At 54.1% G+C, this 25,158-nt stretch carries 24 protein-coding genes and 2 rRNA genes (1 of these 26 running past the window's edge); 8 read left to right on the top strand and 18 right to left on the bottom strand.

Going from position 1 to position 25,158, the window contains the following annotated elements:
* From RHH81_RS08605 to RHH81_RS08590, 4 genes are all read left to right on the top strand, one after another.
* A 23S ribosomal RNA gene (locus RHH81_RS08605) occupies positions 1-1,837 on the top strand; it begins 1,778 nt to the left of the window's first position.
* A 129-nt stretch (positions 1,838-1,966) separates the two neighbouring features.
* Positions 1,967-2,083, top strand: a 5S ribosomal RNA gene (rrf, locus tag RHH81_RS08600).
* Positions 2,084-2,240: 157 nt separating this feature from the next.
* Positions 2,241-3,575 carry a S41 family peptidase gene (locus tag RHH81_RS08595; protein ID WP_225901541.1) on the top strand — a complete coding sequence of 445 codons (1,335 nt, stop codon included), beginning with the start codon at positions 2,241-2,243 and terminating at the stop codon, positions 3,573-3,575.
* The gene (locus RHH81_RS08590) at positions 3,575-3,898 is read left to right on the top strand and encodes a helix-turn-helix transcriptional regulator (protein ID WP_302678076.1); all 324 of its coding nucleotides are present in this window, start codon (positions 3,575-3,577) and stop codon (positions 3,896-3,898) included. The genes RHH81_RS08595 and RHH81_RS08590 overlap by 1 nt, the downstream gene beginning before the upstream one ends.
* Here RHH81_RS08590 and RHH81_RS08585 read toward each other — a convergent pair.
* The 13 genes from RHH81_RS08585 to RHH81_RS08525 form a co-directional block, all read right to left on the bottom strand.
* Complete coding sequence (locus RHH81_RS08585; RefSeq protein WP_206199830.1) at positions 3,895-5,028, bottom strand: cob(I)yrinic acid a,c-diamide adenosyltransferase; 1,134 nt, start codon at positions 5,026-5,028, stop codon at positions 3,895-3,897. The two genes, RHH81_RS08590 and RHH81_RS08585, sit on opposite strands and share 4 nt — an antisense overlap.
* Positions 5,029-5,062: 34 nt before the next feature.
* Entirely contained in the window at positions 5,063-5,242 is a 180-nt protein-coding gene (locus tag RHH81_RS08580; protein WP_206199829.1) for a hypothetical protein, read from the bottom strand.
* Between the two features lie 17 nt (positions 5,243-5,259).
* Entirely contained in the window at positions 5,260-5,982 is a 723-nt protein-coding gene (locus RHH81_RS08575; protein ID WP_206199828.1) for a Stp1/IreP family PP2C-type Ser/Thr phosphatase, read from the bottom strand.
* Between the two features lie 24 nt (positions 5,983-6,006).
* Positions 6,007-7,716, bottom strand: coding sequence for an AarF/ABC1/UbiB kinase family protein (locus RHH81_RS08570; protein WP_206199827.1), 1,710 nt, complete (start codon positions 7,714-7,716; stop codon positions 6,007-6,009).
* Between the two features lie 68 nt (positions 7,717-7,784).
* A complete protein-coding gene (locus RHH81_RS08565; RefSeq protein ID WP_310742912.1) occupies positions 7,785-9,011 on the bottom strand; it encodes an MFS transporter in 1,227 nt (408 codons plus the stop codon).
* Between the two features lie 49 nt (positions 9,012-9,060).
* Positions 9,061-11,685 carry a DNA mismatch repair protein MutS gene (mutS, locus tag RHH81_RS08560; RefSeq protein ID WP_206199825.1) on the bottom strand — a complete coding sequence of 875 codons (2,625 nt, stop codon included), beginning with the start codon at positions 11,683-11,685 and terminating at the stop codon, positions 9,061-9,063.
* A gap of 76 nt (positions 11,686-11,761) precedes the next feature.
* Complete coding sequence (locus tag RHH81_RS08555; RefSeq protein ID WP_206199824.1) at positions 11,762-12,094, bottom strand: hypothetical protein; 333 nt, start codon at positions 12,092-12,094, stop codon at positions 11,762-11,764.
* A 98-nt stretch (positions 12,095-12,192) separates the two neighbouring features.
* Positions 12,193-13,596, bottom strand: a complete 1,404-nt coding sequence (locus RHH81_RS08550) for a PP2C family protein-serine/threonine phosphatase (RefSeq protein ID WP_206199823.1) — start codon at positions 13,594-13,596, stop codon at positions 12,193-12,195.
* Positions 13,597-13,687: 91 nt separating this feature from the next.
* On the bottom strand, positions 13,688-14,989 hold the full coding sequence (locus RHH81_RS08545) for an MFS transporter (RefSeq protein WP_206199822.1): 1,302 nt from the start codon (positions 14,987-14,989) through the stop codon (positions 13,688-13,690).
* On the bottom strand, positions 14,986-15,813 hold the full coding sequence (gene recO / locus RHH81_RS08540; RefSeq protein WP_206199821.1) for a DNA repair protein RecO: 828 nt from the start codon (positions 15,811-15,813) through the stop codon (positions 14,986-14,988). The genes RHH81_RS08545 and recO overlap by 4 nt, the downstream gene beginning before the upstream one ends.
* A 64-nt stretch (positions 15,814-15,877) precedes the next feature.
* Positions 15,878-16,198, bottom strand: a complete 321-nt coding sequence (locus tag RHH81_RS08535; protein ID WP_206199820.1) for a nucleotidyltransferase family protein — start codon at positions 16,196-16,198, stop codon at positions 15,878-15,880.
* The gene (locus RHH81_RS08530; protein ID WP_206199819.1) at positions 16,195-16,608 is read right to left on the bottom strand and encodes an HI0074 family nucleotidyltransferase substrate-binding subunit; all 414 of its coding nucleotides are present in this window, start codon (positions 16,606-16,608) and stop codon (positions 16,195-16,197) included. The genes RHH81_RS08535 and RHH81_RS08530 overlap by 4 nt, the downstream gene beginning before the upstream one ends.
* Positions 16,609-16,633: 25 nt before the next feature.
* Positions 16,634-18,160 carry a UbiD family decarboxylase gene (locus tag RHH81_RS08525; protein WP_206199818.1) on the bottom strand — a complete coding sequence of 509 codons (1,527 nt, stop codon included), beginning with the start codon at positions 18,158-18,160 and terminating at the stop codon, positions 16,634-16,636.
* 64 nt (positions 18,161-18,224) lie between these two features.
* On the opposite strand from RHH81_RS08525, the gene lpxA reads away from it, so the two are divergent.
* From lpxA to RHH81_RS08510, 3 genes are read left to right on the top strand one after another with little or no spacing between them, the layout of a single operon-like run.
* The gene (lpxA, locus tag RHH81_RS08520; RefSeq protein WP_206199817.1) at positions 18,225-19,028 is read left to right on the top strand and encodes an acyl-ACP--UDP-N-acetylglucosamine O-acyltransferase; all 804 of its coding nucleotides are present in this window, start codon (positions 18,225-18,227) and stop codon (positions 19,026-19,028) included.
* A 54-nt stretch (positions 19,029-19,082) separates the two neighbouring features.
* The gene (locus RHH81_RS08515; protein WP_206199816.1) at positions 19,083-19,616 is read left to right on the top strand and encodes a hypothetical protein; all 534 of its coding nucleotides are present in this window, start codon (positions 19,083-19,085) and stop codon (positions 19,614-19,616) included.
* A 7-nt stretch (positions 19,617-19,623) separates the two neighbouring features.
* Positions 19,624-21,060, top strand: coding sequence for a serine/threonine-protein kinase (locus RHH81_RS08510; RefSeq protein WP_206199815.1), 1,437 nt, complete (start codon positions 19,624-19,626; stop codon positions 21,058-21,060).
* Positions 21,061-21,067: 7 nt separating this feature from the next.
* On the opposite strand, the gene RHH81_RS08505 is transcribed toward RHH81_RS08510, so the two are convergent.
* Together RHH81_RS08505 and RHH81_RS08500 are read right to left on the bottom strand one after the other, a co-directional pair.
* Complete coding sequence (locus RHH81_RS08505; RefSeq protein WP_206199814.1) at positions 21,068-21,766, bottom strand: DUF1995 family protein; 699 nt, start codon at positions 21,764-21,766, stop codon at positions 21,068-21,070.
* A gap of 5 nt (positions 21,767-21,771) precedes the next feature.
* Positions 21,772-22,101 carry an Hpt domain-containing protein gene (locus RHH81_RS08500; RefSeq protein WP_225901540.1) on the bottom strand — a complete coding sequence of 110 codons (330 nt, stop codon included), beginning with the start codon at positions 22,099-22,101 and terminating at the stop codon, positions 21,772-21,774.
* A gap of 203 nt (positions 22,102-22,304) precedes the next feature.
* Between RHH81_RS08500 and argC the strand changes: the two genes are divergently transcribed.
* Positions 22,305-23,357 (top strand): N-acetyl-gamma-glutamyl-phosphate reductase, encoded by a 1,053-nt coding sequence (gene argC, locus RHH81_RS08495; RefSeq protein WP_206199812.1) that lies wholly within the window; start codon positions 22,305-22,307, stop codon positions 23,355-23,357.
* 3 nt (positions 23,358-23,360) lie between these two features.
* On the opposite strand, the gene RHH81_RS08490 is transcribed toward argC, so the two are convergent.
* The 3 genes from RHH81_RS08490 to hemH form a co-directional block, all read right to left on the bottom strand.
* On the bottom strand, positions 23,361-23,531 hold the full coding sequence (locus tag RHH81_RS08490) for a hypothetical protein (RefSeq protein ID WP_206199811.1): 171 nt from the start codon (positions 23,529-23,531) through the stop codon (positions 23,361-23,363).
* Between the two features lie 6 nt (positions 23,532-23,537).
* Positions 23,538-23,828, bottom strand: coding sequence for a hypothetical protein (locus RHH81_RS08485; protein WP_206199810.1), 291 nt, complete (start codon positions 23,826-23,828; stop codon positions 23,538-23,540).
* 80 nt (positions 23,829-23,908) lie between these two features.
* Positions 23,909-25,075 (bottom strand): ferrochelatase, encoded by a 1,167-nt coding sequence (gene hemH, locus RHH81_RS08480; RefSeq protein WP_206199809.1) that lies wholly within the window; start codon positions 25,073-25,075, stop codon positions 23,909-23,911.
* Positions 25,076-25,158 lie beyond the last annotated feature (83 nt).

Genomic DNA, 25,158 nt, shown 5'->3' with positions numbered 1-25,158 from the left:
GTAAGACGATGTATGGGGGCTGACGCCTGCCCAGTGCCGGAAGGTTAAGGAAGCTGGTCAGCGCAAGCGAAGCTGGCGACCGAAGCCCCGGTGAACGGCGGCCGTAACTATAACGGTCCTAAGGTAGCGAAATTCCTTGTCGGGTAAGTTCCGACCCGCACGAAAGGCGTAACGATCTGGGCGCTGTCTCGGAGAGAGGCTCGGCGAAATAGAAGTGTCTGTGAAGATGCGGACTACCTGCACCCGGACAGAAAGACCCTATGAAGCTTTACTGTAGCCTGGAATTGGGTTCGGGCTTTGCTTGCGCAGGATAGGTGGGAGACGTTGAAGTATCCCTTGCGGGGGATATGGAGTCGCCGGTGAGATACCACTCTGGCAAGGCTAGAATTCTAACCTTCTGCTGTTAGCCAGCGAAGGAACAGTTTCAGGTGGGCAGTTTGACTGGGGCGGTCGCCTCCTAAATGGTAACGGAGGCGCGCAAAGGTTCCCTCAGGCTGGTCGGAAATCAGCCGTAGAGTGCAAAGGCATAAGGGAGCTTGACTGCAAGACCTACAAGTCGAGCAGAGACGAAAGTCGGCCTTAGTGATCCGACGGTTCCGCGTGGAAGGGCCGTCGCTCAACGGATAAAAGTTACTCTAGGGATAACAGGCTGATCTCCCCCAAGAGTTCACATCGACGGGGAGGTTTGGCACCTCGATGTCGGCTCATCGCAACCTGGGGCGGTAGTACGTCCCAAGGGTTGGGCTGTTCGCCCATTAAAGCGGTACGTGAGCTGGGTTCAGAACGTAAATCATTGCGTCACTTCACAGTAATGTGGAGCAGCAAACCGACTAAAATCGGTAGAATCTTGATCAGTGACGAACGGCTGATTAAGACAATACCGAGGGTAAGCAAGAGTCTCGTGACAGACGATTTAACGCTGAGTTACATTGCTGGTTTTTTGGATGGTGATGGTTGCATCAATCTTCAACTAGTGCGACGTAAGGATTACATCCTTGGTTATCAAATTCGTGCTAGCATCACCTTCTTTCAGTCTTCTTCGCATCGTTCCTTCTTGGAGTGGTTAAAGTCTATTTTCCAAGCAGGGTTTGTGAGAGACCGAAAGGATGGCTTAAGCGAGTATGCAATTGTTGATGCGCCATCTGTCTTAGAAGTGCTGCTAACTCTTCGCAGCTACCTTAAACTCAAGAAGCCACAATGTGATTTAGCAATTACTGTTCTACAGGAAGTTGTTCAATCAAGGCGATTAACGCCAGAACAATTCCTAAAACTTGCTCAGCAGGTGGATCAATTTGGTGAGCTGAATGCTTCCAAAAAGCGTTCGATTCGCTCTGATCAAGTAGAACAGTTCTTGAGATCACGACAACTCTTGATCCCGTAGAGACTGAAGCCTAGGCTTGAGTTAGCCATCAAGCGTAAGCTGAGATGCTCTGAGGTTGTCAGAGACATCAAATGTCGGCTCCTGATTCGTTAATGGCGAGAGTCAGGATGAAGATATAGTCCATGCTCGTAGTGATACGAGAACAACATGCGTGAGACAGTTCGGTCCATATCCGGTGCAGGCGTAGGAGCATTGAGAGGAGTCCTCCTTAGTACGAGAGGACCGGGAGGAACGCACCTCTGGTGTACCTGTTATCGTGCCAACGGTAAACGCAGGGTAGCCATGTGCGGAGTGGATAACCGCTGAAAGCATCTAAGTGGGAAGCCCACCTCAAGATGAGTGCTCCCATGGCGTAAGCCAGTAAGGTCACGGGTAGAACACCCGTTAATAGGCTCTCGATGGAAGTCCAGTAATGGATGAAGTCTAGGAGTACTAATAGACCGAGGGCTTGACCTCATCAATCAACAGGTGTCTGATTCAATTAACTATACTGACAATCGCTATTTAGTTGAAAGGTTATTGATCCTGAATTTATCTAGCAACTCTTTAGTCTAGGTTCTCAATTCAAGAAAAATTCATGTTTCGCCTAGTGCCTATGGCGCGGTGGAACCACGCTGATCCATCCCGAACTCAGAGGTGAAACGCCGCAGCGGTGAAGATAGTCGGAGGGTCGCCTCCTGCAAAAATAGCTCGGTGCTAGGCAAAATATTCAAACCACCCCATCTAGGTTGTCTAGGTGGGGTCTTGATTTTTAAGAAATGTTTAAGGGATGATCGGTTTTGGATAGAGGAGTGACATCGATGGGTAGTTCGGTCTATATTGCATCAAATATCGCTCTCCTCAAAAGGTTTTTAGGGTCATGCCTCAATTCATGCGTTTGATGGGTCTTCAGCACTGGGTGCTGGTGGGTTCCTCGGTGGTGGCAGCGGTGCTGGCGGCGGCGTTACCAAGCTATGGACGAATGCAGGATAGCCCCAAGATGTTGGTGGATGAGGTATGGCAAATTGTGCAGCAGGAATATGTGGATGAGTCGTTTAATCAGGTGGATTGGCTGGCGGTACGGCGGCAACTTTTGGCGCAGCGCTATACGTCGCGGGAGCAGGCCTATGCAGCTATTCGGGGAATGTTGCAGCAGTTGAATGACCCCTATACGCGCTTCATGACTCCAGAGGAGTTTACGGCTTTGCGCACGCAAACGTCGGGGGAAGTTTCGGGGATTGGTATTCGCTTGACGGTGGATGAAAAGACACAACAGTTGACCATTTTGGAGCCGCTGGAAAATTCACCTGCAACTAAGGCGGGAATTCGGGCGGGCGATCGCCTGCTGGCCATTGATGGTCACTCTACTCGGCGGATGTCGATTGAGGAGGCATCGCGGCGGATTCGGGGGCGGGTGGGGACTCCCATTGAACTTCAGTTGTTTCGCCCTAATCGCGGTACCTTTCGCCTGACGCTGACACGGGCATTGATTGAACTCCCTGCGGTGCGATCGCTGGTGAAGGAAGAAGGTGGTGCCCGCATTGGCTATATCTATCTGAGTGAATTTACTGCCCATGCAGCGGATCAGTTGCGCGCGGCGATTCGCAAGCTAGAGGCGGAGAAGGTGGAGGGGTTTGTTTTGGATTTGCGCGGGAATCCAGGAGGACTATTGCAGGCAGGCATTGATATTGCCCGCATGTGGTTGAATCAAGGTTTGATTGTGCGTACGGTCGATCGCAGTGGCCACAGTGAGCAGGCACGGGCGAATCAATCGGCATTGACGAATTTGCCCCTCGTGGTTTTGGTGGATCACCGCTCTGCTAGCAGTAGTGAAATTCTCACAGGGGCATTGCAGGATAACGGTCGTGCGATTGTGGTGGGCACGCCAACCTACGGTAAGGCCTTGGTACAATCCATTCATCAATTGAGTGATGGTTCAGGATTGTCGGTGACGGTTGCCCATTACTACACGCCCAATGGCACAGATATTAACCGCACAGGGATTACGCCGAATGTAATGGTGACGCTGCCGCAAGAGGTGAGTACCAATCCCCGTTTGTGGACGACAGCAGCCGATCGCTTGTACCAAGCAGGGGTGGCTCAATTGCGCCAAGTCATTTATCGCAGTCAAGCGCCTAAGCCTGTGAATACGGCGCAAACAGGGGAGCAGGAGCAGTTTCGCCAGCCCCTTGGTGTCCCTTGTCCGGTGCAGTGATGGTTGTTTCAGAGATTGATCAGGAATACCCCGCTGAGATTCAATTGGCCTTTCATGCCCTTGGGGAGCCGTTGCGGTTGAAGGTGATTGAGATTCTGCATCGGGAGGAGCTATGTGTCTGTGATCTGTGCGATCGCCTGCACCTGACCCCCTCAAAACTCTCGTTTCATCTGCGGGCACTCCGGCAAGCCAATCTCGTGCTGTCGCGTCAAGAAGGGCGGTGGGTCTATTACCGCCTCAATCGTCCCCAATTTGAAGTCCTAATGGCCTATTTGCAGCAGTTTACGGTGGGGGAAACGGTGCTGGCTCGCATCTGTTCTTAAAAATCAATGCCGCGCTTGAGATCAACGCCTTTTTCAGCATAGTGCTTGTGGCAGATCATCTCCGAGTGGACGCTGGCGAGTTCAAAGTAGGCGGGGGGATATTTGCAGCGACCGGTAATAATGATTTCCGTGGTGCGCGGCTTGCGCAGGAGTGTTTGGACAATCGGTTCGACGGGGAGAAGCTCGAGGTCAACGGTGGGGTTGAGTTCATCGAGAATAATGGTCTTGTAAAGGCCAGAGGCAATGGCGGCTCGAGCAATTTCCCAGCCGCGTTCGGCTTCGATGTAGTCAATTTCCTGCTGCTGACCGCGCCAGACAATGGCATCCCGACCACAGCGGTGATGATCCACTAAATGGGGATAGCTCTCTTTGAGGGCAGCGATCGCGGCATCTTCGGTGTAGCCTTGCCCCCCCTTGAGCCACTGGAGAATGAGCACACGGTGGGATTGATCGCGGCTAATTCCTTTGCCGATCGCCTGAAGGGCTTTACCGAGGGCACTGGTGGACTTGCCTTTGCCGTCACCCGTATAGATTTCAATGCCTTCAATGCCCTGTTCTTGAGCCGTAGGATGCACAAGGGGACGCATCTCGGAGTGGAGGTCAGCAATTTGCAGGAGTTGGGCAGGAGCCCCCCGGCCAGTGGCAATAATTTCTAGGTGTTCGGGCTTGCGGCGGAGGGTGTTGACAACTTCATCAACGGGCAAAAGGCCTAAATCTAGGACGGGGTTGAGTTCATCTAAAACAATGACGGAATAGAGACCAGAGGCGATCGCTCCCTTGGCAATATCCCAACCCCGCTGGGCTTCTTGGCGATCAAATTTGGTAATTTCTTCGGCGGTAAAGTATTCTGCGCGCCCCGTCCGCACTTGATCGATTAAATGGGGAAACCCGCGCTGCAGCGCTTCAATGGCGGCATCTTCGGCATAGGCACGGCCGGGTCCTTTGAGAAAGCGCAACAAGAGTACCCGAGTGGGCCAGGCAGAGGCAATACCCAGACCAATGGAGCGCAGAACAACCCCGAGGGCAGCTTGGGATTTGCCCTTACCGGCACCGTCATAGACGTGGAGCTGACCGCTCACCCGTCCGGGGCGAATCTGAGCGGTTTGAATGCCAATACCTGCACGGGTCATAGGGGTGTGAATCAAAGAATCTAGAGGGATTGTATCAAGGGCGGGGTGGGGTTTTGAGAACAACTGCTTCAACCGTTAGATCTGTGGTAGTGGTGGCGGTAATCGCCCAACGCAGGGGCTGACCATGGGCTTGCAGGGTCTGTTCGATGGCCTCATGGAAAGGCGGGGAGAGGGTATGTCGGGGTAGGGTCAGACGGATAAATTCCGTTTGCATAGGTTTTGCTTGATGGGTTAAACACCAATGACAACGACGGTGACATTGTCACGGCCACCGTGGGTTTTAGCTGCATTGACAAGGGCGGTTGCTGCTTTTTCGACATTGGGTTCACTGAGGTAGATACTGATCACCTCGTCGGTGAGTTCTTCAGTTAAGCCGTCACTGCACAGCAGCAGGCGATCGCCCGGCTCTAGATCAATGGGTTGAATATCAATTTGGGTGAGGTCTTCGCGGCCTAGGCACTGGGAGAGGACATGGCGCCACGGATGCTGCCGCGCCTGCTCAATGGTCAAGCTACCCAGTTGTACGGCTTGGGCAATCCAAGTGTGATCGCTGGTAATTTGCTGGAGTTGGTCTTTGCGCCAGCGGTAGATGCGGGAGTCGCCCACATGGGCACACCAAGCGCGATCGCCCTTTTCATCAACGAGAACCACCACAGCCGTTGTCCCCATATCAGCACGGGCAGTATTTTGGCGTTGCTGCTCAACAATGGCGTGATTGGCAGCGAGAAAGGCTTGGCGGAGTAGGGTCACAGGGTCATGCTGAAGGTCTTCAAGGTGGGTTTCCAAGAATGCCTGAATATGTTCGACAGCTAAACGACTGGCTTCCTCGCCCCCAGCGTGCCCACCCATGCCATCGGCCACAATAAAAAAACGCTGATGCTTTTCGTCAATATAAAAAGCATCCTGATTGCTTTTGCGAATCAGACCACAATCAGTTAAGCCGGCAACGTCCATGACCCCCCTATGTTGGGCTGCTTGTTAAAACATTTTTTCATACTTATCGAGTTTAAGCATTAGTCGCCAATAGAGGATACCAAACCATACCGCTAATGCGGCTGCCACACCCGCCAAGAGGAGATACTGGTTCACGAATAAAATTGTCGCCACTAAGGAAAAACTGCCAATAAGGACGACATAATTTAGCCCTAAGTTAATGTTACTCAGGCGCCGCAGAATGCGATCGCTCTCACTGGAACGGACGCGCAAGCGCAGATCACCATTTTCCAGTTTATCGAGCACCTCTTCAAGGCGACGGGGCAAGCCAATGGCACTGCTGCCCACTTGAGCCGCTTGCCGACTCAGTTCAGAGAAAAGACTGCCATTACTGGGATCCGGGAAGTTTCCGTTGGTCATAAGTTCGGTCGCAAATGGTTGGGCAACTTGCATGAAGTTAAAGTCTTTGTCGAGTCCCTTGCCTACCCCCTCTAGGGTGGAAAACGCCCGCATCACAAAGGTAAATGTGGCGGGAAAACGGAAGGGTTGGTCATAGGCAATTTCGTAGAGGTCATCGCTAATTTGAGCCACCGATTGGGCTTCAAAGGACTGGTTCATGAAATTGTCGAGGAGATACTGAATCGAGCGACGTACCGGCCCTAGATCGCCTGTGGGAACCAACGCTCCTAGCTCTACAAGGCACTGTACCACCTGTTCGGCATCCCGTTGGGCAATGCTTAAAAATGTTTTCAGCAATTTATCGCGAGTCACAGGTTGAATGCGCCCCATCATGCCAAAGTCGTAGAAAATCAGTTGGCCGTTGGGGCTGACGGCAATGTTGCCCGGATGGGGGTCAGCGTGGAAAAAGCCGTCATTGAGAACTTGATAGAGGTAGGCCTTGGCACCGAGTTCAGCAAGGCGTTTGCGGTCTAGACCCGCCGCTTCGAGGGCTTCGTAGTGGCTAATTTTAATCCCCGGTAGGTACTCAAGGGTGAGCACACGCCGTGAGGTGTAGCGCCAATAGACGCGAGGAACACAGGCCCAGTCGCGATCGCGAAAGTTGCGGCGGAAGGTGTCGGCATTGCGTCCCTCATTGAGGTAGTCAATTTCTTCGTAGAGAATGCGACAACACTCATCGTAGATGCCCATCCAGTCGCGCCCTTGCCCCCATTTGGGGTGGTTTTGAAAGTATTGGGCAATGCCTTTGAGAATCGCTAGATCAATGTCAAACAACTGCCGCAGGCCGGGGCGTTGGACTTTGACCACCACTTCTTCGCCTGAGAGCAGTTGCGCTTTGTGGACTTGACCCAGACTGGCGGCGGCCATGGGGATGGGATCAAAACTGCGAAACAGTTCAGGGATATGGCGGCCAAAGTCTTCGTAGATGATTTTTTCGACTAGCTCGTAACTAAAGGCGGGGACGCGATCTTGGAGCTTGCTCAGTTCTTCGACGTATTCGCTGGGGAAGAGATCGGCACGGGTGGAAAAGAGTTGCCCCAGTTTAATGAAGGTGGGGCCAAGGTCAAGGAAGGTTTCACGAATCCAGATCGCCTGGGCACGGCGTCGCGCCGCACGCTTAGCATCGGTCATACCGCCCCAGTAGCTCCAAGATTTGGTGAGGAGCCAACGGCCAAAGAGAAATCGCCAGACAAAAAACCAAATATCAAAGAAGCGCCGCGTTTTTGAGTAACGCTCGCGATTCCAACGGTAGGATTTGCCGGTGGGCGTCAAACTGGCCGAAACTGGTGTGGACACACGCTTTTCCCTAGTGGGTGATCTCAACAAATTGTAACGAATCCCTAACGATACCAAAGAATAATAGGCTACAGGGCATAGCGATCGCGCCCCATGCCGAGGGCAAAACGCAGGGAATCGGGCAGGCTTTTGCTACTAGCGGTTAAAAAGAAGGTTAGCCCCAAGAGGCTAAAGACCGCCGCCATGCGAAAGATGAGGCGATAACCCAAAGGATCAATCAGCCCCCCCAATAACGGTCCTGCCAAGGCCATCCCCAGATCAAAGCCCCCTAAACTGAGGCTGAGAACCCGTCCCCGCTCATCGGTGGTGGAGCGATCGGCCATCAGGGCAGCGACCATGGGAATCAGGACACCGCCGGCAAGACCTTCAAGAATCGCCGCCCAGAGGATATCCAAGGGGGTTTGGGCTTGGGCGAGGAGCACCATTGAGACCACATAGCAGGCAAGGCTGGCGGAGATGAAAATGCCCCTTCCCCAGCGATCGGAGGCAGAACCCGTGGCCACACGACCGATAAAGCTGGCGATCGCCGCCACGGAGTAAAACAGCCCTGCGGAAATGTTGAGCCGCTCAGCCGCAATAAACAGGGGAATAAAGGTGGCAATGGTGCCAAAGGTCAGCCCTACACTCAGCATCACCAAGCTGGGAATCCGCAGCCGTTCTGAAAGCAAGAGCCGCCAAAAGAGGGCTTTCTCTGGGCGAGACCCTCCAGAGTCCTGTGGGATATTCACCGCCCGCACGCCTGCGGCAGCCATGAACCCAAGGGCAGCTAAGCTACTGGCAACCATGAAGACCAAGCTATGACTATAGTTCATTTGCAGCCAACTGCCGAGACTCGGTCCGAGGGCAACCCCAATGGGATGGACAAGGCTGGTGTAGCCAATGATTTCACCGCGATGCTCAGGTGGGGCAATATCCGTCACCAGTGCCATGTAGCCGGTGGTAAAGCCAGCGATGCTCACGCCATGGAGAAGGCGCACCACAACAAGGAGGGGTAGGTTGTGGCTGACGATATAAAACAGGGGAGCGATCGCGGCCACCGCGAGGCCAATCAGCAGTGTAATTTTGCGTCCCCGGCGATCGGCCAGAGGCCCTAACCACGAGCGGGAAGCAATCAGCCCTACGGCAAAGGCACCCATGACAAACCCCACCTGATGGGGCGTGCCCCCCTTCTCAGCAATGTAGAGGGGTAACGTGGGCAACATTGCCGCAATGCTCGACCAAAACAAAAGGCCGGCTACGATGAGCCTCAACAGGGTTTGCCGCAAGGGTGGGGGTAACTTCAGCAGGAGAACCACGGATCCCCCTTGTTAACAAAACGTTACATTTTCTATTCTAGCCAAGGAATTAAAAGGGTAGCTCGCCCTGATCAATTTCGGGGGTAGTTGGTGTGCCATTCATTTGGCTTTTGCGTAGTCCCACGGCAATTTTGCTGTGCTTCTCAATTTGGCGCATCACTTCACGGGCACGTTGAATCACGATAGGGGGCAATCCGGCAAGGCGTCCCGCTTCAATGCCGTAGGAGCGATCGGCACCGCCGGGCTTGACTTGGTGGAGAAAAATAATCTCGTCGGGGAGTTCTTTGACCACGACTTGAAAGTTGGCCACATTGGGCAGTAGCGTTGCCAGTTGATTCAGTTCGTGGTAGTGGGTGGCAAAAATGGTGCGGGATTTGAGTGTGGTGGCTAGGTATTCTGCCACTGACCAAGCGATCGCCAGCCCATCAAAGGTGGCCGTACCGCGCCCAATTTCATCGAGGAGAACCAGGGAGCGATCGCCCGCATGGTTGAGGATATTGGCCGTTTCATTCATCTCCACCATAAAGGTAGATTGACCCGTGGCGAGATCGTCAACGGCACCCACCCGCGTAAAAATGCGATCGCACACTCCCAAAGTAGCACTGGTGGCGGGCACATAACTGCCCATTTGCGCCAGCAGTTGAATCAAACCCACCTGCCGTAGATAACAACTTTTGCCACTGGCATTGGGGCCTGTCAGCACCATCAAATCAGCGCTTGTACCGAGTTCCGTATCGTTGGGAACGAAAAACCCCGCTGGTAACATCTGCTCGACCACCGGATGGCGCCCGCCGTGAATCTGAAGCTGGCGATCGCGGGTCATTTGCGGTCGGCAATAGCCCTGATACAACGCCACCTCTGCTAACCCCAAAAGGGCATCTACCGCTGCCACCGCTGCCGCAATCTCACGAATCGTTGAGGCCTGAGCGGCCACCTGCTCCCGCAACTGCACAAAATACTGGTACTCCAGTTCAAAAAGATGGCTTTGAGCCGCCAATAGCCGTGCTTCCCGTTCCTTGAGTTCCGCCGTGATAAAGCGTTCCTCATTTGTTAGGGTTTGTTTGCGGATATAGTCATCGGGGACTTGGTTCAGCTTGGCGCGGGAGACACTCAGATAGTAGCCAAAGACTTTGGTATAGCCCACTTTGAGCGTGGTAATGCCTGTGCGTTGCCGTTCTTGGGCTTCTAAATTAAGAATCCACTGCTGATCTTGCTCAATTTGCTGGCGTTGCTGATCTAGTTCGGGGTAGGCACCCGATCGCAGGAGACCCCCTTCGGTGAGACTAATGGGGGGCTGATCCACAAGGGCTGCGCTGAGGGTCTCTGCCAATTGCTCAATTACGGGAGGAAGTTGAGCTAGGGCTTGGAGATAGGGAGATTCAGTGTCGGCGACCACCGCTGCTAAGGACACCAACGTGCGGAAGGAGTCCCGTAGAGCTGCTAGATCCCGTGCATTGGCTGTCCCTGAGCCGGCGCGACCGGCTAAGCGTTCAAGGTCATAGATTTCCTGAAGATGGCGATGCAAGCTCTGGCGCAGGCTACTATTGGCCATTAATTCAGCAATAGCCTCTTGGCGAGCATTAATTTGTTCAATATCCAGCAGTGGTTGCAGGAGCCAGCGGCGTAATAGACGCCCCCCCATGGCGGTTGTGGTGCGATCGATCGCCCACAGGAGCGAGCCTTGGAAGCTGCCATCGCGGACAGTTTGCGTCAGTTCTAGATTGCGGCGGGTTTGCGGGTCGAGAAAGAGATACTGGGCGAGGGAGTAGGTACTGAGGTTTTGCAGGGGCACCGGTTGTTGGCGATGGGTTTCATCCAAGTAGGCCAAGAGGCCACCGGCCGCCCGCATAGCAAGGGGCAGATGCTCACAGCCAAAGCCTTCAAGGGATTTGACCTGAAAACGTTGACACAGGCGTTGGCGTGCTTCCGCTGCCTGAAAATCTTGGGGCGATCGCAGAGTGTAGCACCACTGGGGCGGCAATTCAGGGGGCAATTGATCCTGAGCTTCACCCGGGCGCAAAACGCGATTAATGTCTGGAGCCTGACTAGGCAGGAGAATCTCTGCAGGTTGTAAGCGGTTGAGTTCAGCAATTAACTCGGCGCGATCGCTGCTTTGGGTGGTACAAAACTCCCCCGTCGAAACATCGGCATAGGCCAATCCCCAATGGCTCCCAGAAAGCAGAACAGCAGCTAAAAAATTATTGCGGCGCGGTTGGAGCAGTTCTGTGTCCAACACCGTTCCTGGCGTAAACACTCGGGTCACTTCCCGCTTCACCAGTCCTTGAGCTTGGGCGGGGTCTTCCACTTGATCGCAGATGGCAATGGCGTAGCCCTTTTCAATAAGGGTGCGGCAATAGCGTTCAAGGGCATGGTGGGGAATGCCAGCCATGGCCACCCGGCCAACTTCTTTGCCCCCCTCTTTACCGGTGAGCACCAGTTCCAGCTCGCGGGCAACGGTGCAGGCGTCTTGAAAAAAGGTTTCGTAGAAATCGCCTACGCGGTAGAGCAGCAGCGCTTGGGGATAGGCATCTTTGAGTTCAGCATAGTGCTGCAGCATCGGCGTCAACAGCGATCGCTCCACCTCATCGTGGCGCACCTGTAGACCAGGGTTGCGTCCTAAGCGCAGGGCAGGGGACTCAGTCTCAGAATGGGGCAGCGGGCGATCGTCGGACATAGCAACGTCACAACTTCCTGTGGTGTGCTCCAAAGGGACTTTATATTATAGTTTTCCCTATCGTGGCGTAGCGCACCTAATACTCATCTCCCGTAGTCTCCATGAAGAGCCACTCTGCCAGTCCCGGACTATGTTCCCCAAGGATGGACATTGCCTCTTGAAAGCGGCTACGTTGCACATTGGCCTTGCTGATGCGTTCCGGATACGTAGTCATCAAGAGATAGGGTTGGCTTTCGCTGGATTGGACAAAGGTTTCCACACCAGTAACAAGGGGATGGATTTCAAAAAAATGGTGGAGCGTCATTGCTTGATTCAGCATTTTCGCTTCGACAAGACCCAAATAACGGGTGAGGGTATCCCAAATGGCCTCATCATCACAGCGGAAGCTGACCTCGACAAAGTAGCGCATCCCCACCTCACACGCCTCTGTGGCTATCTTAACCGTTTGTATTGATCTTATTGTCAAGATGCTTGGGGTGACTGCTGGACAAGCGGCGGCTCTATCCCCTATTGGTCAATGACTCGCAGAATCACCAACGTCATATCATCGCTGCGCCGGCCATTGGCATTGGTAAAGGCATCAACGGCATCGAAGATGTAGTCTAATAAGGCCTGAGCGCCCAAACCCTTGGCACAGCCCTCTTTGAAGACTGCTGCGAGGCGCTCTTCCTCAAAGCGTTTACCTTTCGGATTATCGGCTTCTGTGATGCCATCCGTGTAGTAAACCACCGTGTCGCCGGGTTGCAGTCGCACTTCTGCCTCTTGATATTGGCTGCGAGTATCCAAACCAATAAGCATGCCGTAGGTGTCTAGCCGATGGATAGTCCCCGTTTCAGCCCGCCACAGCAGGGGGGGAAGGTGAGCCGCATTACTGTAGGCCAAGAGCCGGGTTTGGGGATTGTACTCAGAGTAAAAGAGGGTAACAAAGCGATGGGAGCTTTCTAAATCCGGCTGCATCGCCCGATTGAGGTGCTGCAAAATTCGACTGGGACGGTGACCATTGAGGGCTTCTGCCCGCAGCATGCCGCGGGTCATGGTCATGATCAATCCGGCCGGTACCCCCTTACCCATCACATCCCCAATGGCAATGCCCCAACGGCCTTGCTCGATCTCCTTTTGATCACCGAGGCCATAGGTAATGGGGATAAAGTCATAGTAGTCTCCCCCCACCCAACTGGCGGTGCGGCACTCGGCGGCTAGCTCGAGGCCGTGGATTTTGGGGCAGCGGTGGGGCAAGAGTCGCCGTTGAATTTCTGCCCCAATTTCCAGTTCCCGATCCAAACGCTGGCGATCGCGCAACTTTAAGGCCAGTTCATCATTGGCAATGGCCACGGCTGTTTGATCCGCGATCACCTGCAACAGTTGCTGCCGTGTTTCATTCCACTCGTATTCGGGTTGCTGACTAAAAACGTAGAGCCGCCCCCGCTCCGTGAGTCCCGAATCCTTGACGAGAATCGCCGTGCCGTAGAACTGAATGCCTTGGGGGAGACGTTCTCGCAGTTGCTGATCCAAAAGTTGCTCAAGCCGAGGACGGCTGATCTCGCGATCGCTCCCCGCATCAATTGCAGCCATACCAACGCTATTGGCAAGGGTGCGGGTGGCCGTTTCTAGGGCGGCGCGAATATTGGGGCACTGATCGCTGGCGTGACAATGGAGTTGTTCAAGACGAGCCTGACCATCGGCGCGAAATAAAACCAGGGCCGCGGCCTCCGCCTCCGTCACGCGGCAGGTAATCAGTGGGATCAGTTCAAAAAATTGATTCAGGTTGTTGAAACTCCGCAGCGCAAAGCTCAGGGAGGCCAATAGCTCCTGAATTTTACTATTTTCCCGCTGTAACCGCGACACCATTTCCTTGAGGGCGATCACAGGGCTAGAGGAGGTCGTAGAGGATGAGGGGAAGGCAGGTGACATGGCAAGTTACGCCAGCAAAAGCGTCAATTGACTCTACAGCGTAGCGCAAAAAACGTCAAGATGAAAGGATTTAAGATTTTTTATGGAACTTTTAGAGCAGGCCGCCAGTCACCATGCCGTTGCGATGGTTGAGGGTCATCAGCGTCCCACCAAGGGCGATCGCCCCCCCCAAGCCAATGAGTACGGGTTGCAGCCCCCACCACGTCTCCGCTAAACCAACCACCGCCAAGGGCACACTGAGGGCAATATTCACGAGGTTATTTTGCAGGCCAAAAATCGCCCCTCGCTGTTCGGCTGGGGTCATCAGTTGAATTAAGGTTTGCATTGGAATCGCCACAAAGGCGGCAAAGAAGCCCAAACCAATGATGTAGCCCATGCTCCAAGCCAAAGAATCTAGACTCAAGGACAGACCAACAAACATGCCCCCCATGCCCCAACAGCCCAATAAACTCGACCAGCCGTAGGCAAAGTGCTTGCCCACTGTATTCAAAAGCAGTGCCCCTAGCCCGAGTCCGCCGGCCGCAGCCGCCAAAAGAAACCCAAATTGATCCGTATCGAGGCTGGGTAAGACCTCCGCAAGGCGCACCACCAAAACCGACATCGCCGCGACAATGGCAAACAGCAGGATGAGTTGCAGCAGGGCAAAACGCAGGGCTGTATATTCCTGCAAAAGCTGAAGGCCTTGGCGGAGTTCTTGCCACACTTGACGATAGCGGCTTGGTGGCAGATGACACTGATCCGGTGGCCGCAGCAGCATGAGTAGGAGTGCTGCCCCGCCATAGCAGGCACTGACAAAGACAGCCCCACCCCACTGGGAGTGCCAGTGGCTCGCAAGATTCAAAAGCGGCTCACCCGCAGCGAACCCCACCACGAGAGCAGCCATCATCGTCAGGGTATAGAGGGAGTTGGCCGACAGCAGATGGGACTTATCCACCAGCAGCGGAATGGCTGCCTGTTCTGCGGGGGCAAAAAATTGGGTTAAACAGGAAATCGTAAACGTGATCAGCAACAGCGCCATAAACCCAAACCATTGCCCGGCGCCAAGGAGAATCGTGATCGGAATCCCTAAGACAAGGAGGGCACGGTAGAGATTGGTCACGATAAGTACCTGTTTTTTCGACCAGCGATCCACCAGCACCCCCGCCACCGATCCGAGGAGAATGGCCGGAATCGTAAAGGCCACCATAATTGCTGACACCCAGCCACTAATACTCTGGTCTGCCGCTTGGAAAAACTCTGTAGTGAGGGCAATTACAAATACAAGGTAAATTTTGTCAGCCAACTGTGAGCAGACCTGCGCCAACCAAAGAGCAATAAAATTGCGGTTTTGCCAGAGGGGAGGCACCGGTGGTAGGGGGAGATCTATGCGAATGTCTTGCTGCTCAATGGTCATGGCTGGGACACCGCAACAGGTGAAAAACAATGATCAAGGAGGGGAGGCACCTGCAGCGTTTGCTCAAGGTGAAATTGCAGGTACTGGCGCAATATGCGTTCAAGGGACAGCCAAACACTGAGGGGATAGGTCTCGGCTTGGGCAAGGAATTCATCCCGTGCCAAGGATGGGGTGGTGGGCAGTGCAAGCCATTGCCCGAGGCGCACTTCACTGGCTGTCAGTTGGCGATCGCCCCCCGAAGATCCCCTGTCGTTCCCTTCTTCTGTAAGGATAAAAACGCCACCGCTGGCAAAACTAAAGCCCACCCGCCAGTCGGTATCCGCTGCAGGCACAGCAATTTTGCAGCCACTTTCATGGCACTGGTACCATTCTGGGGCAATGCCCCCCAAGCGCAAGATGCCCCACAGGCCGCGCACCAATAGCGCTAGGGCAGCGCGACTCGAAACCCCCTGAAGCTGGTCTAAGGTGGTACAGAGCCAATCAAAGAGATCCGGTTGAGGCTGCTGCGGATGGACTTGGTAGAGCACCACCTCACCGAGATACTGGGCAGCGGTCAGAGTGGTCAAGTGGCTGTTGAGGCCTTGGTAGGTGGCGACTGTTTCTGCTTGCAGAATGCGATCTAAATTGCGGCCAGGACTAATAAAAAGGTCATTGACGACAAACAAATCCACCCGTCCGCCCAGTTTCGAGCGGCAGCCACGGCTATGGGGGGCGACTAACTTCAACAGCCCGCGATCGCGACTAAAGACACTGAGCAGGCGATCGCTTTCCCCCAGGGGCATGGCCTTGAGGTTAATGCCAATTGTGCGGTAGGTGCGACCCATCCCAAGTATCCAGACAATAGCGGCAGATTGTTCGCCTATCTTTTAGCCTATCGCGGCCTGTCCCCTAAACAGTGATCAACTTGTTGCGGGCAAACCATTCCACCCCATGCTGGTTAATCTCTTCCCGCAGGGTTGAATTCTCAATACTGTGATAGATGAGGAGATCCACCCGTTGGGCAATGGGCAGTTCAGCGATCGCCTCGGCAAGGGCAGCTTGATCACTAAGGGTGAGGTTCTCGCCAAAGAGGGCAATATCAATATCCGAAGTTGTTCTGAAGGTACCGATCGCCCGTGAGCCAAAGAGGACGATTCGTTCTACCTTGGGATTGGCCGTTAGAGTGTCAATGATGGCTTTGCGTTTTTCTGGGGTGAGTCCGTCCGTCATTGTTGATATTTTTCCTGTAAGCAGTTGTACAGTTTCCGAAAAACAGGAGTAAACCTGTGTTTGATCAGTCGTTCCGCCTCTTTTGTCGTTTGCTCTTCGTAGGTATGGCTCAAGAGATTTCGCCTTGCCAAGGCATCTAGCAGTATCTCCGTGTCTTCCTCGGTGAGATAGCCTGTCTCAAAGGCCTTGCGAATAGCTTCTCTGGGAGTTTTCACATCCAGCCCCTCATAAAAAAGAAGGTCTTTCAATGTTTTCCACGCTAGCTCAAGGGTGAACTCAAACATTTGTACCAGACCGGCTCGCTCTAGTTCCGAATACTCCTCCTGAGCACAGGCGGTTTCTAGGCGGATTAGGACACGACCAAAGTTCTGCAACCGCTGTTGCCAACGCATCGCATCTCTATTCGTCATGTTTTATGAACCGTTGTTTCTTCGATTATCGCCAACGAAAGGCGGGGTCTAGCTCATAGCCGAACCGCGTCGCATCTACGGCTGTTAGGTCAATATCGCCAAGGCCATATTCCTGCCAGCGTTCTGTGACTCGCCGTGCCACCTCAGGATCCGATGTGAGGGGATCGCCCCAAGGATGGTCTGTTTCTGGAGGAATTTTCGTGGTGGCATCAATGCCCATGCGTCCCCCAAGGCCGATTTTTTCGCTGGCAAAGTCAAGGGAGTCAAAGGGGGTATCTCCCAAAATAAAGACATCGCGGCTGGGATCCACCTTGGAGCTGATCGCCCACACCACCTGACGCGGATCACGAATATTGATCTCTTTGTCCACAACAATCACAAACTTGGTGTAGGTAAATTGGGGTAGGGCACTCCAAAAGGCGAGGGCAGCGCGGCGTGCTTGGCCAGGATAGGCTTTGTCAATGGAAATAATCGCCGCCTTATAACTGAGGGCTTCCATGGGCAAAAAGAAGTCCACAATCTCCGGTACCTGCTGCCGCAGAATGGGTGTGTAAATGCGGTTGAGGGCAAGGGCAATCATCGCCTCTTCCTTGGGCGGGCGGCCACTAAAGGTGGTGAGATAGATGGGATTGCGGCGATGGGTCAGGCAGTGGAAATGAATGACGGGCGAATCTTCTACACCACCGTAGTAGCCCATGTGATCGCCACAGGGGCCATCGGGCAAAACTTCACCGGGGGTAATGGTGCCCTCAAGGACAAATTCTGCGTGGGCAGGCACCTCCAAATCAACGGTTTTGCACTTGGCCAAATGAATGCCCCCACCGCCATAAAGCCCGGCAAAGAGCCACTCCGACAAATCCACGGGAATTGGCGTTGCCGCCGCCATGATGATTAGAGGATGCACCCCCAAGGCCACAGCCACTTCTAAGTTTTTGCCACGGGCGGCAGCTTTGCGGAGATGGCGTGCCCCTCCCCGCACTGAAAGCCAATGCACGGTCATGGTGGTTGGGGATTGCAGTTGCAAGCGGTAAACCCCGACATTGGGAATGCCCGTCTCACAGTCTTTGGTAATGACGAGACCAAGGGTAATAATTTTGCCTGCATCCTTGGGGTAGGGGCGAATCAGGGGCAGTTGCCGTAGATCCAAATCGGGGGCTTTGATCACCACCTGCTGACACGGGGGTAACAAATCGCGACTCGGCTTGGCACGGACAACATCAAAGAGAATTTTGCCGAAATCAAGGGCTTGACTCAGGGTTTTGGGCGGCTTCGGCTGTTGTAGCTTAGCCAACTTTTCCCCTAGGGTTTCCAGGTCTAGGGGGTGTTCCATTTTCATGGCCCAGCACACCCGCTCTAGGGTTCCCAAGAGATTAATGGCGACGGGATAGGGGGAACCAATGACGTTTTCAAACAGTAACGCTGGCCCGCCGGCAGCCAACAGGCGGTTACAGATTTCCGCCATCTCCAGATCGGGATCAACGGGTACGGTGATGCGTCGCAGTTGTTGCCGCTGTTCTAAAAGCTGGAGATATTGCCGCAGGTCGTTCGTCATCGGGGATCAAAATCGCTTAATCTCTTTTATGTTAAGAATCTTTAGCCAATCGTGCAGGAATGTCATGGCGGTTCATCCCACGGCGGTGATTGAGGCGGGTGCCCACATTGGGGAAGAGGTAGAAATTGGTCCTTTTTGCTATGTGGCGGCCACGGTGGAGATTGGACGCGGTACGCAGTTGGCTCCCCATGTCACTCTGTTAGGATATACCCGTCTTGGCGAGAACTGCAAAGTGCATAGTGGGGCGGTGATTGGCGATCTCCCCCAAGATGTGGCTTATCAAGGGGGGATTAGCTATGTCCACATTGGCGATCGCTGTACGTTGCGCGAGGGCGTGACCATTCATCGGGGAACCCAACCAGAAACCGTCACCCATGTCGGGCATGATTGTCTGTTGATGGCCCACAGTCATTTGGGTCACAATGTTTATGTGGGAAACCATGTGACGATCGCCAATAATACTTTGATTGCCGGGTATGCCCATGTGGGCGATCGCGCCTTTATCAGCGGTAACTGCCTTGTGCATCAATTTACGCGCATTGGGCGCTTGGCCATGCTCTCCGGCGGCACTGCCATTCAAAAAGATGTGCCCCCCTTTTGTATGACCCGCAGCCTGAGTACCAATACGATCATGGGCTTGAATGTGGTGGGTTTGCGGCGAGCGGGCTTTTCGGCTCAAGACCGACAGCTCCTCAAAAAGGCCTTGGATATTCTCTACCGCTCCCAATTGACCACCTCCCAAGCCGTTCAACACCTGCGGGAACAGTTTATCCATCCCCTCATTCAAGAGTTTTGCGATTTTATTAGTGCCTCAGAACGAGGGATTTGCCACTTTGTCCGCCGGGGAGAAGGGGGTGATTTGTCCTGAGGAGGGTCAACTTTTCGAGTACGATCGCCCAACAGACGCTTGCTCCTATTCCCCATGGCTGAAGTGCTGTTATTATCCCTGATGAGCGGTAGCCTCGGTGTCTCAGCACTGCTTTACTATCAGTGGTGGGGCTGGCAGGAGCAACTCAGCCAACAACGCGATGAAGAAGAGGAACAGTTGACCACCTACCCCTCCAAAGAAGAACAGCGTCAAGTATCCCCCAAGCTGGGAGGTTGGGAATTCAAAATCCTGCGATCGCGCCGCAACCAATTTCATGATCCCGATGTCCTGCGCAAAGTCTGCCAAGAGGAAGCCCAAGGGGGCTGGATTTTATTTGAGAAGCTCGACGATCGCCGATTGCGCTTTAAGCGGCCCATGGCCCTGCGGGAAAAAATCAAGCCCAGTGCCAACTACGATCCCTACCGCAGCTACTATGGGTCTCGGTTTGAATGGGAATCTTTGTTGTCCGTGATACTCTTGATGATGATGGCAACCTTACCTGCATATTTAGGCTATCGCTTGGTTATTCTCAGTCAACGCTTAGCCCCACTGCCAACCACTCCTCCATCTGCTCCATTGCGTCCCTAAGGTGCCTATGTCCTCCCTGAGTTTGCTGAGTGTGGGCACAACCCTCCAAGGGGGAAAATATCGCCTCGATGCCCTTTTGAGTCAGGGGGGCTTTGGTGTCACCTATCGCGCCACCCACACCCTGCTCCATCAGCCAGTGGTGCTCAAAACATTGAACTTGCAGCAGGAACCCCCGAAGCGGATTCATGATCTGGGGGAGCGGTTTATCCAAGAAGCGCAACGCCTTGCCCAGTTTAATCATCCCCACATTGTGCGCGTCAGTGATTGCTTTATTGAGGGGGGGCGTCCCTTCATTGTCATGGACTATATCCCCGGACGCACCCTTGCCCAAGTGATCCAAGAAGAAGGCCCCCTACCGGAAAAAACGGCTCTCCACTATATTCGCCAAGTAGCTAGCGCCCTTGAATTAGTGCATGAGCATGGGCTGCTGCACCGCGATGTCAAGCCCGATAACATCATGCTGCGGGACGGCACAGATCAAGTGGTGCTGATTGACTTTGGCATTGCCCGTGAATACACTGCTGGGGTGACGGAAACAAATACGGGATTGCTCTCAGCAGGTTATGCGCCGGTGGAGCAGTATTTACCCCGCCACCAATGGACGCCGGCAACGGATGTCTATGCCCTAGCAGCAACGCTCTATGCCCTTTTGGCAGGACGCCCTCCTGTGGCCTCGGTCTTGCGCGATCGCGTGCCTCTCGAGGATTTACGCCAGTTTCAGCCCAATCTTAGTCAGCGCACCATTGATGCCATTGAAGCAGGAATGGCTTTGGATGTCCGCGAACGTCCCCAAACGGTGCAGGCGTGGCTGCAACTGCTCATGGGACAGCCCGTGGCGCGTCAAACCACAGCAACGGTAGCGGTGATGCCGCAGTACCGATCCACTATCTTGGCAAATACTCAACCGGAGGGGACAGCCGTCGTTGCTCCCCCCAAACAACGCAATTTTTCGCCGTGGCTATGGCTGTTGGGAACGGCAATCTTTGGCAGCTTAGCAGGCATTGGCCTAGGGCTATTTTTGCGCAACCAACCCGTGGACACAGTCACCCCTCGCCCCCCGCGTCCTCAGGAACAGGAATTTCCACCCACCCTGCCGACCATTGTGCCACCTGTAGAGGTGACGCCCACCCCCACCCCGACACCGACGCCAGAGCCGGAACCCACCCCTACGGAACCGACGCCCACCCCAGAGCCAACGGAAACGCCTACCCCTAGCCCGAGTCCTGAGGAAACATCCCCAGAGCCAACGCCGACTCCTCCGCCATCCCTCTCTCCAAAACCCCCAAAGTCCCCAAAGCCCCCAAAGAACGCAGAGCCTCCCGTCGCCCCTCCCACCGCCGTTGAACCATCTCCACCAACACCTACGCCCTCACCGCCACCGACAGAGGCAATGCCCGAGGTGTCACCCCCCCCAACCAGTAACACTGAACCGGCCACCCCTTAGAGATTGGTTAGTTCTGGAGTGCTCGCAAAAAGGCACTCAAGCGACTAAAGACTCCCTGACCACGGGGTTTGCCTTGGGGCGTCAGGGCATGCTCAATGTCTTCACTACTGGGGCGTTGCTCAAATTCTGCTAGGCAGGTGGGGGCGGTTTCGCCGTATTGCCAAATTTGCCACGGTTGCGGATAACAGCGCCAGAGAATGATGGTTTCTGCGAGGGGACGAAGGTAGTAGCAGGGTTCAAGGGTGTTGAGAAATCGCTCCCGCAGCCGCCGACCGGCGTAGCCAATACCAACGACGGCCACATCCTGAAGCCTTGGGTTCAAAAGGATAAAGGGGCGATCGCCCGCCGTTTCACACATCTGCTCAATGGCATTGGCTTCTACAGGGGTTGGGGCAACGATGACAATGGCGCGATCGCTCGCTGTAATGGGTGTCAGTAGTTCATTCACGCCCCGCACACTATAGGCAGTTTCACCCCATTCGCGACGGGCAAGGGCGGCAGATCCAGCATCGGCAAAAAAGACCTTGAGATCACGACCTAGTTCCTCAAACAAAGGGAGGTAGCCAGCGGCAAAGGCCATCGCATTGAGATCGGGCAACAGGATCTCGATTTGCAGGCGATTTTTACCCTCTTGAAGCGCCGCTTGGGTGGCCTGTTGAGCTTGGCTGAGGGCAGTCTCCAGACTATCGGGGGGCAGGATCGACATGGGTCTTAAGCGGAGACCTCACTGGCAACGGTGGCAAACAGGCGTTGTAGCTCTTCCACTAGGGTTTTGGCTTGGGCGAGCGTTTGCGGGGTCGTGGATTGTTCCAGTTGGGCAGCGATGGTTTGCATGGCAGTAATGCCGACATTACCACTGGCGCCCTTGAGATGATGGGCATCCCGCTTGATTTGATCAACGTTTCCCTGATTGACCGCTTCCGCCAATGCTTGGAGACGCTGCTGGGCATCCTCAACAAAGGTTTGCAGCAATTCCATTTCAAACTCGCGATCGCCCCCCGAAAGGGCAGCCAAGTAGTCCCAATCAATTGGCGATGTCATCGATTCACAATTCCCCACAGGTTACTCGTCGTTATTTTAGCCTGTACCAGCCAAGGCGGTTCAAGGGTTAGGTGAGGAAACGCAAGGGGAGATTTGTAATAATTCTTAACTTTATCACCGTGGTCTGCCCCCTTGGCGAAACAGGGGATTCGATGGCACTATCGCAGTGGTGAGGCCAACAACAGCGGCAGGATTGAGGAACGATGGGCGATCGCGTGACGGTGGGGATTGTGGGGGCCTCTGGCTATGGGGGCGTCCAACTGGTGCGTTTACTCCTTGACCATCCCCAAGTGGAGATTGCATACCTTGGCGGTGAGGGGAGTGCGGGTCGCCCCTACACGGAGCTATATCCCCATTTGCAGGGTCGGGTGAATCTCACGGTGGAACCCGTATCCGTGGAGGTGATTCGCGATCGCGCCCAAGTGGTGTTTCTCTCGCTGCCCAATGGCATTGCCTGTAAGCTCGCCCCGCAACTCCTTGAGCAGGGCTGCAAAGTGCTGGATTTGTCGGCAGACTATCGCTTTCAGGATTTGAAAACCTACACCCAGTGGTACGGTGAACCAAGGGAAGATGAGGCTACGACCCGACAGGCGGTCTACGGCTTGCCAGAACTCTATCGCGATCGCATTCGCCAAAGTGCCCTTATTGGTTGTCCGGGGTGTTATCCCACCGCTAGCTTGCTGGCTCTAGCACCCTTGATCAAGCAGGGTCTGATTGAACCGAATACGGCAATTATTGATGCCAAGTCCGGTACCTCCGGCGGCGGTCGTCAGGGCAAAATCAATCTCCTGCTTGCGGAAGCTGACAACTCCCTTGCTCCCTACAGTGTTGCTCGACATCGCCACACGCCAGAAATTGAAGCCATTTGTAGCGAATTGGCCGGCCAAAGCGTCCTTGTGCAGTTCACGCCGCACCTTGTCCCCATGCCGCGGGGGATTTTGGCCACTGTCTATGCCACACTGCGGGATCCGGGTCTAGTGCGTGAAGATTTAATCACCATCTACCAAGCTTTTTATCGCCATTCCCCTTGGGTGAATATCCTGCCCCCCGGCCTCTATCCCCAGACGAAATGGGCATGGGGCACCAATGCCTGTTTTATTGGCATTGAGGTGGATGAGCGTACTGGACGCATTATTGTTATGTCCGCCATTGATAACCTAATGAAGGGACAGGCTTCCCAAGCGGTGCAATGCTTGAATCTAATGATGGGCTGGCCAGAAACGCTGGGCTTACCGCAGGTTGCCTTTTATCCCTAGGACTCAAGTTTCATCCTGTTCGACCAAGGGCAGGCGATCGCCCCGTAATAGCTCAGTGCTGCTTGCACTCAAAGACAATCCCATCTGCCATAATCCCTGCCCTAGGCACAAAGCCGCCAGAAAGGGAGCGGTACTCAAGCTTAAGAGTAACGTTGTCGGTGTCAAGCCAGCCATCAGGATTTAGGACTCATCACTATCTGAACCATCCGCCTCCTCATCAGGAGGAACATTGGCAAAGAGCAAGTCTCGGGATTTCTTCAGTTGCTTCCAAAGCACCTTAATTTGATTGTAGGCCTCCTCAGAGCTGATCTTACCGCCCGTTTCCAGACCACAAATATAGCTCACCCGTTGAGCAAATTCCTGCAAATTGGCATTAAAGGCCAAGTTTTGCGGCGTAAATGCACCATGGTAGCGGCTGGTGGGGAAGAGGAATTTTTCTTTGTCAAATTTCGGTGTGGGCGATTCAGACACAGGGGTAGCCCTTTGCCAATAAGGTTATCCTTATTCTAGCGACAATTTCTAGGGTTCTATGGCAGGAGTTGAGCAAAGTCTCAAAGCAGTCCAAGCATGTGCAATGGCCCTTGGCCACTGATTAACTCAATGATCAAGGCTAAAAATCCCAACATTGCCAAGCGACCATTCCAACGTTCGGCAGCGGAGGTCATCCCCCATTCCCAGCGCTCTTGAGGGTAGAGCTTCACCCGCTTGCGGGACTTATTCACCTCAGCAAAGGTACGCGGTGGTGCTGCAAGGGCATCCTTCACCAGTTGGGCAAGGGCACTAATAAAGCCACTGTGATCATTAAGAGCAGGCACGCGCCGAAAGACTTCAATGCCCGCTTCTTCGGCAATCTCGCGGTACTCGATGTCAATTTCTTGGAGGGTTTCAATGTGCTCTGAAATGAAGCTAATGGGAACAACAACAAGGGTTTTCACCCCTTGAGCGGCCAACTCAGGAATCACATCTTCGGTGTAGGGTTGCAGCCACTCCACTGGCCCCACCCGACTTTGGTAGGCCAACACATGGGCATTGGGGCGATTCAGGGCAGCCATGATGAGCTTCACGCAGGCTTCGATTTCCTCTTGGTAGGGATCCCCTGCTTCGGTGACATAGCTTTTGGGAACGCCGTGGGCACTAAAGAAAATCACGGCTTCGTCGGGGTTGGGGCATTGGTCGAGTTCTTGGCGAATCAAGTCCGCCATAGCCGCCACATAGCCGGGGTGGTTGTACCAAGAGGGGATCAGCGTATAGCGAATCTTTTGCAATTCAGGGTCTTGGTTCCACAAGCTCTCTAGGAGGCGAAAACTAGAGCCACTGGTGCTAATGGAAAACTGTGGGTAAAGGGGTAAAATCACTAGATCGCGAATTTGATCCGCTTTGATTTGGGCGATCGCCTCCTCGGTAAAGGGGTGCCAGTAGCGCATACCAATGTACAAATTGGCCTCAATGCCAATGCGTTCTAGGGCGTCTTTCAGGGCACGGGCTTGCTGTTCAGTCATGCGCCGTAGGGGGGAGCCGCCACCAATTTGGGCATAGTTGGCCTGAGAACGCCGGGCACGACTGGTGGAGATAAACCAAGCAAGGGGATTTTGTAGCCAACGGAAGGGCAGGCGAATGATTTCGGGATCAGAGAACAGGTTGTACAAAAAGGGGCGCACATCCTCGGGGCGATCGGGCCCCCCCAAATTGAGAAGTAGTACACCTGTTTGGCTCGCCATGCCCAAAATCACCTAAATCTTTTCGCGATCGCTTTCTTATTGTGACATACTCTCAGGATCTCAGGGGGAGAAAATCTCGCTAA

This window comes from Thermosynechococcus sp. PKX95, from assembly GCF_031583295.1.
Classification (GTDB): domain Bacteria; phylum Cyanobacteriota; class Cyanobacteriia; order Thermosynechococcales; family Thermosynechococcaceae; genus Thermosynechococcus.
Note: the sequence above shows the minus strand (reverse complement) of the source record. Positions and strands in the feature narration are given on the sequence as shown.

Excerpts from the sequence above, each read along its gene's own strand:
- RHH81_RS08545 (WP_206199822.1), bottom strand. The coding sequence starts at position 14,989 with ATGACCATTGAGCAGCAAGACATTCGCATAGATCTCCCCCTACCACCG.
- RHH81_RS08510 (WP_206199815.1), top strand. The coding sequence starts at position 19,624 with ATGTCCTCCCTGAGTTTGCTGAGTGTGGGCACAACCCTCCAAGGGGGA.
- RHH81_RS08530 (WP_206199819.1), bottom strand. The coding sequence starts at position 16,608 with ATGACGAATAGAGATGCGATGCGTTGGCAACAGCGGTTGCAGAACTTT.
- hemH (WP_206199809.1), bottom strand. The coding sequence starts at position 25,075 with ATGGCGAGCCAAACAGGTGTACTACTTCTCAATTTGGGGGGGCCCGAT.
- RHH81_RS08595 (WP_225901541.1), top strand. The coding sequence starts at position 2,241 with ATGCCTCAATTCATGCGTTTGATGGGTCTTCAGCACTGGGTGCTGGTG.
- recO (WP_206199821.1), bottom strand. The coding sequence starts at position 15,813 with ATGGGTCGCACCTACCGCACAATTGGCATTAACCTCAAGGCCATGCCC.
- RHH81_RS08590 (WP_302678076.1), top strand. The coding sequence starts at position 3,575 with ATGGTTGTTTCAGAGATTGATCAGGAATACCCCGCTGAGATTCAATTG.
- RHH81_RS08585 (WP_206199830.1), bottom strand. The coding sequence starts at position 5,028 with ATGACCCGTGCAGGTATTGGCATTCAAACCGCTCAGATTCGCCCCGGA.
- lpxA (WP_206199817.1), top strand. The coding sequence starts at position 18,225 with ATGGCGGTTCATCCCACGGCGGTGATTGAGGCGGGTGCCCACATTGGG.
- RHH81_RS08490 (WP_206199811.1), bottom strand. The coding sequence starts at position 23,531 with ATGGCTGGCTTGACACCGACAACGTTACTCTTAAGCTTGAGTACCGCT.
- RHH81_RS08525 (WP_206199818.1), bottom strand. The coding sequence starts at position 18,160 with ATGACGAACGACCTGCGGCAATATCTCCAGCTTTTAGAACAGCGGCAA.
- mutS (WP_206199825.1), bottom strand. The coding sequence starts at position 11,685 with ATGTCCGACGATCGCCCGCTGCCCCATTCTGAGACTGAGTCCCCTGCC.
- RHH81_RS08550 (WP_206199823.1), bottom strand. The coding sequence starts at position 13,596 with ATGTCACCTGCCTTCCCCTCATCCTCTACGACCTCCTCTAGCCCTGTG.
- RHH81_RS08515 (WP_206199816.1), top strand. The coding sequence starts at position 19,083 with ATGGCTGAAGTGCTGTTATTATCCCTGATGAGCGGTAGCCTCGGTGTC.
- RHH81_RS08500 (WP_225901540.1), bottom strand. The coding sequence starts at position 22,101 with ATGACATCGCCAATTGATTGGGACTACTTGGCTGCCCTTTCGGGGGGC.
- RHH81_RS08555 (WP_206199824.1), bottom strand. The coding sequence starts at position 12,094 with ATGCGCTACTTTGTCGAGGTCAGCTTCCGCTGTGATGATGAGGCCATT.
- argC (WP_206199812.1), top strand. The coding sequence starts at position 22,305 with ATGGGCGATCGCGTGACGGTGGGGATTGTGGGGGCCTCTGGCTATGGG.
- RHH81_RS08575 (WP_206199828.1), bottom strand. The coding sequence starts at position 5,982 with ATGGACGTTGCCGGCTTAACTGATTGTGGTCTGATTCGCAAAAGCAAT.
- RHH81_RS08505 (WP_206199814.1), bottom strand. The coding sequence starts at position 21,766 with ATGTCGATCCTGCCCCCCGATAGTCTGGAGACTGCCCTCAGCCAAGCT.
- RHH81_RS08535 (WP_206199820.1), bottom strand. The coding sequence starts at position 16,198 with ATGACGGACGGACTCACCCCAGAAAAACGCAAAGCCATCATTGACACT.
- RHH81_RS08580 (WP_206199829.1), bottom strand. The coding sequence starts at position 5,242 with ATGCAAACGGAATTTATCCGTCTGACCCTACCCCGACATACCCTCTCC.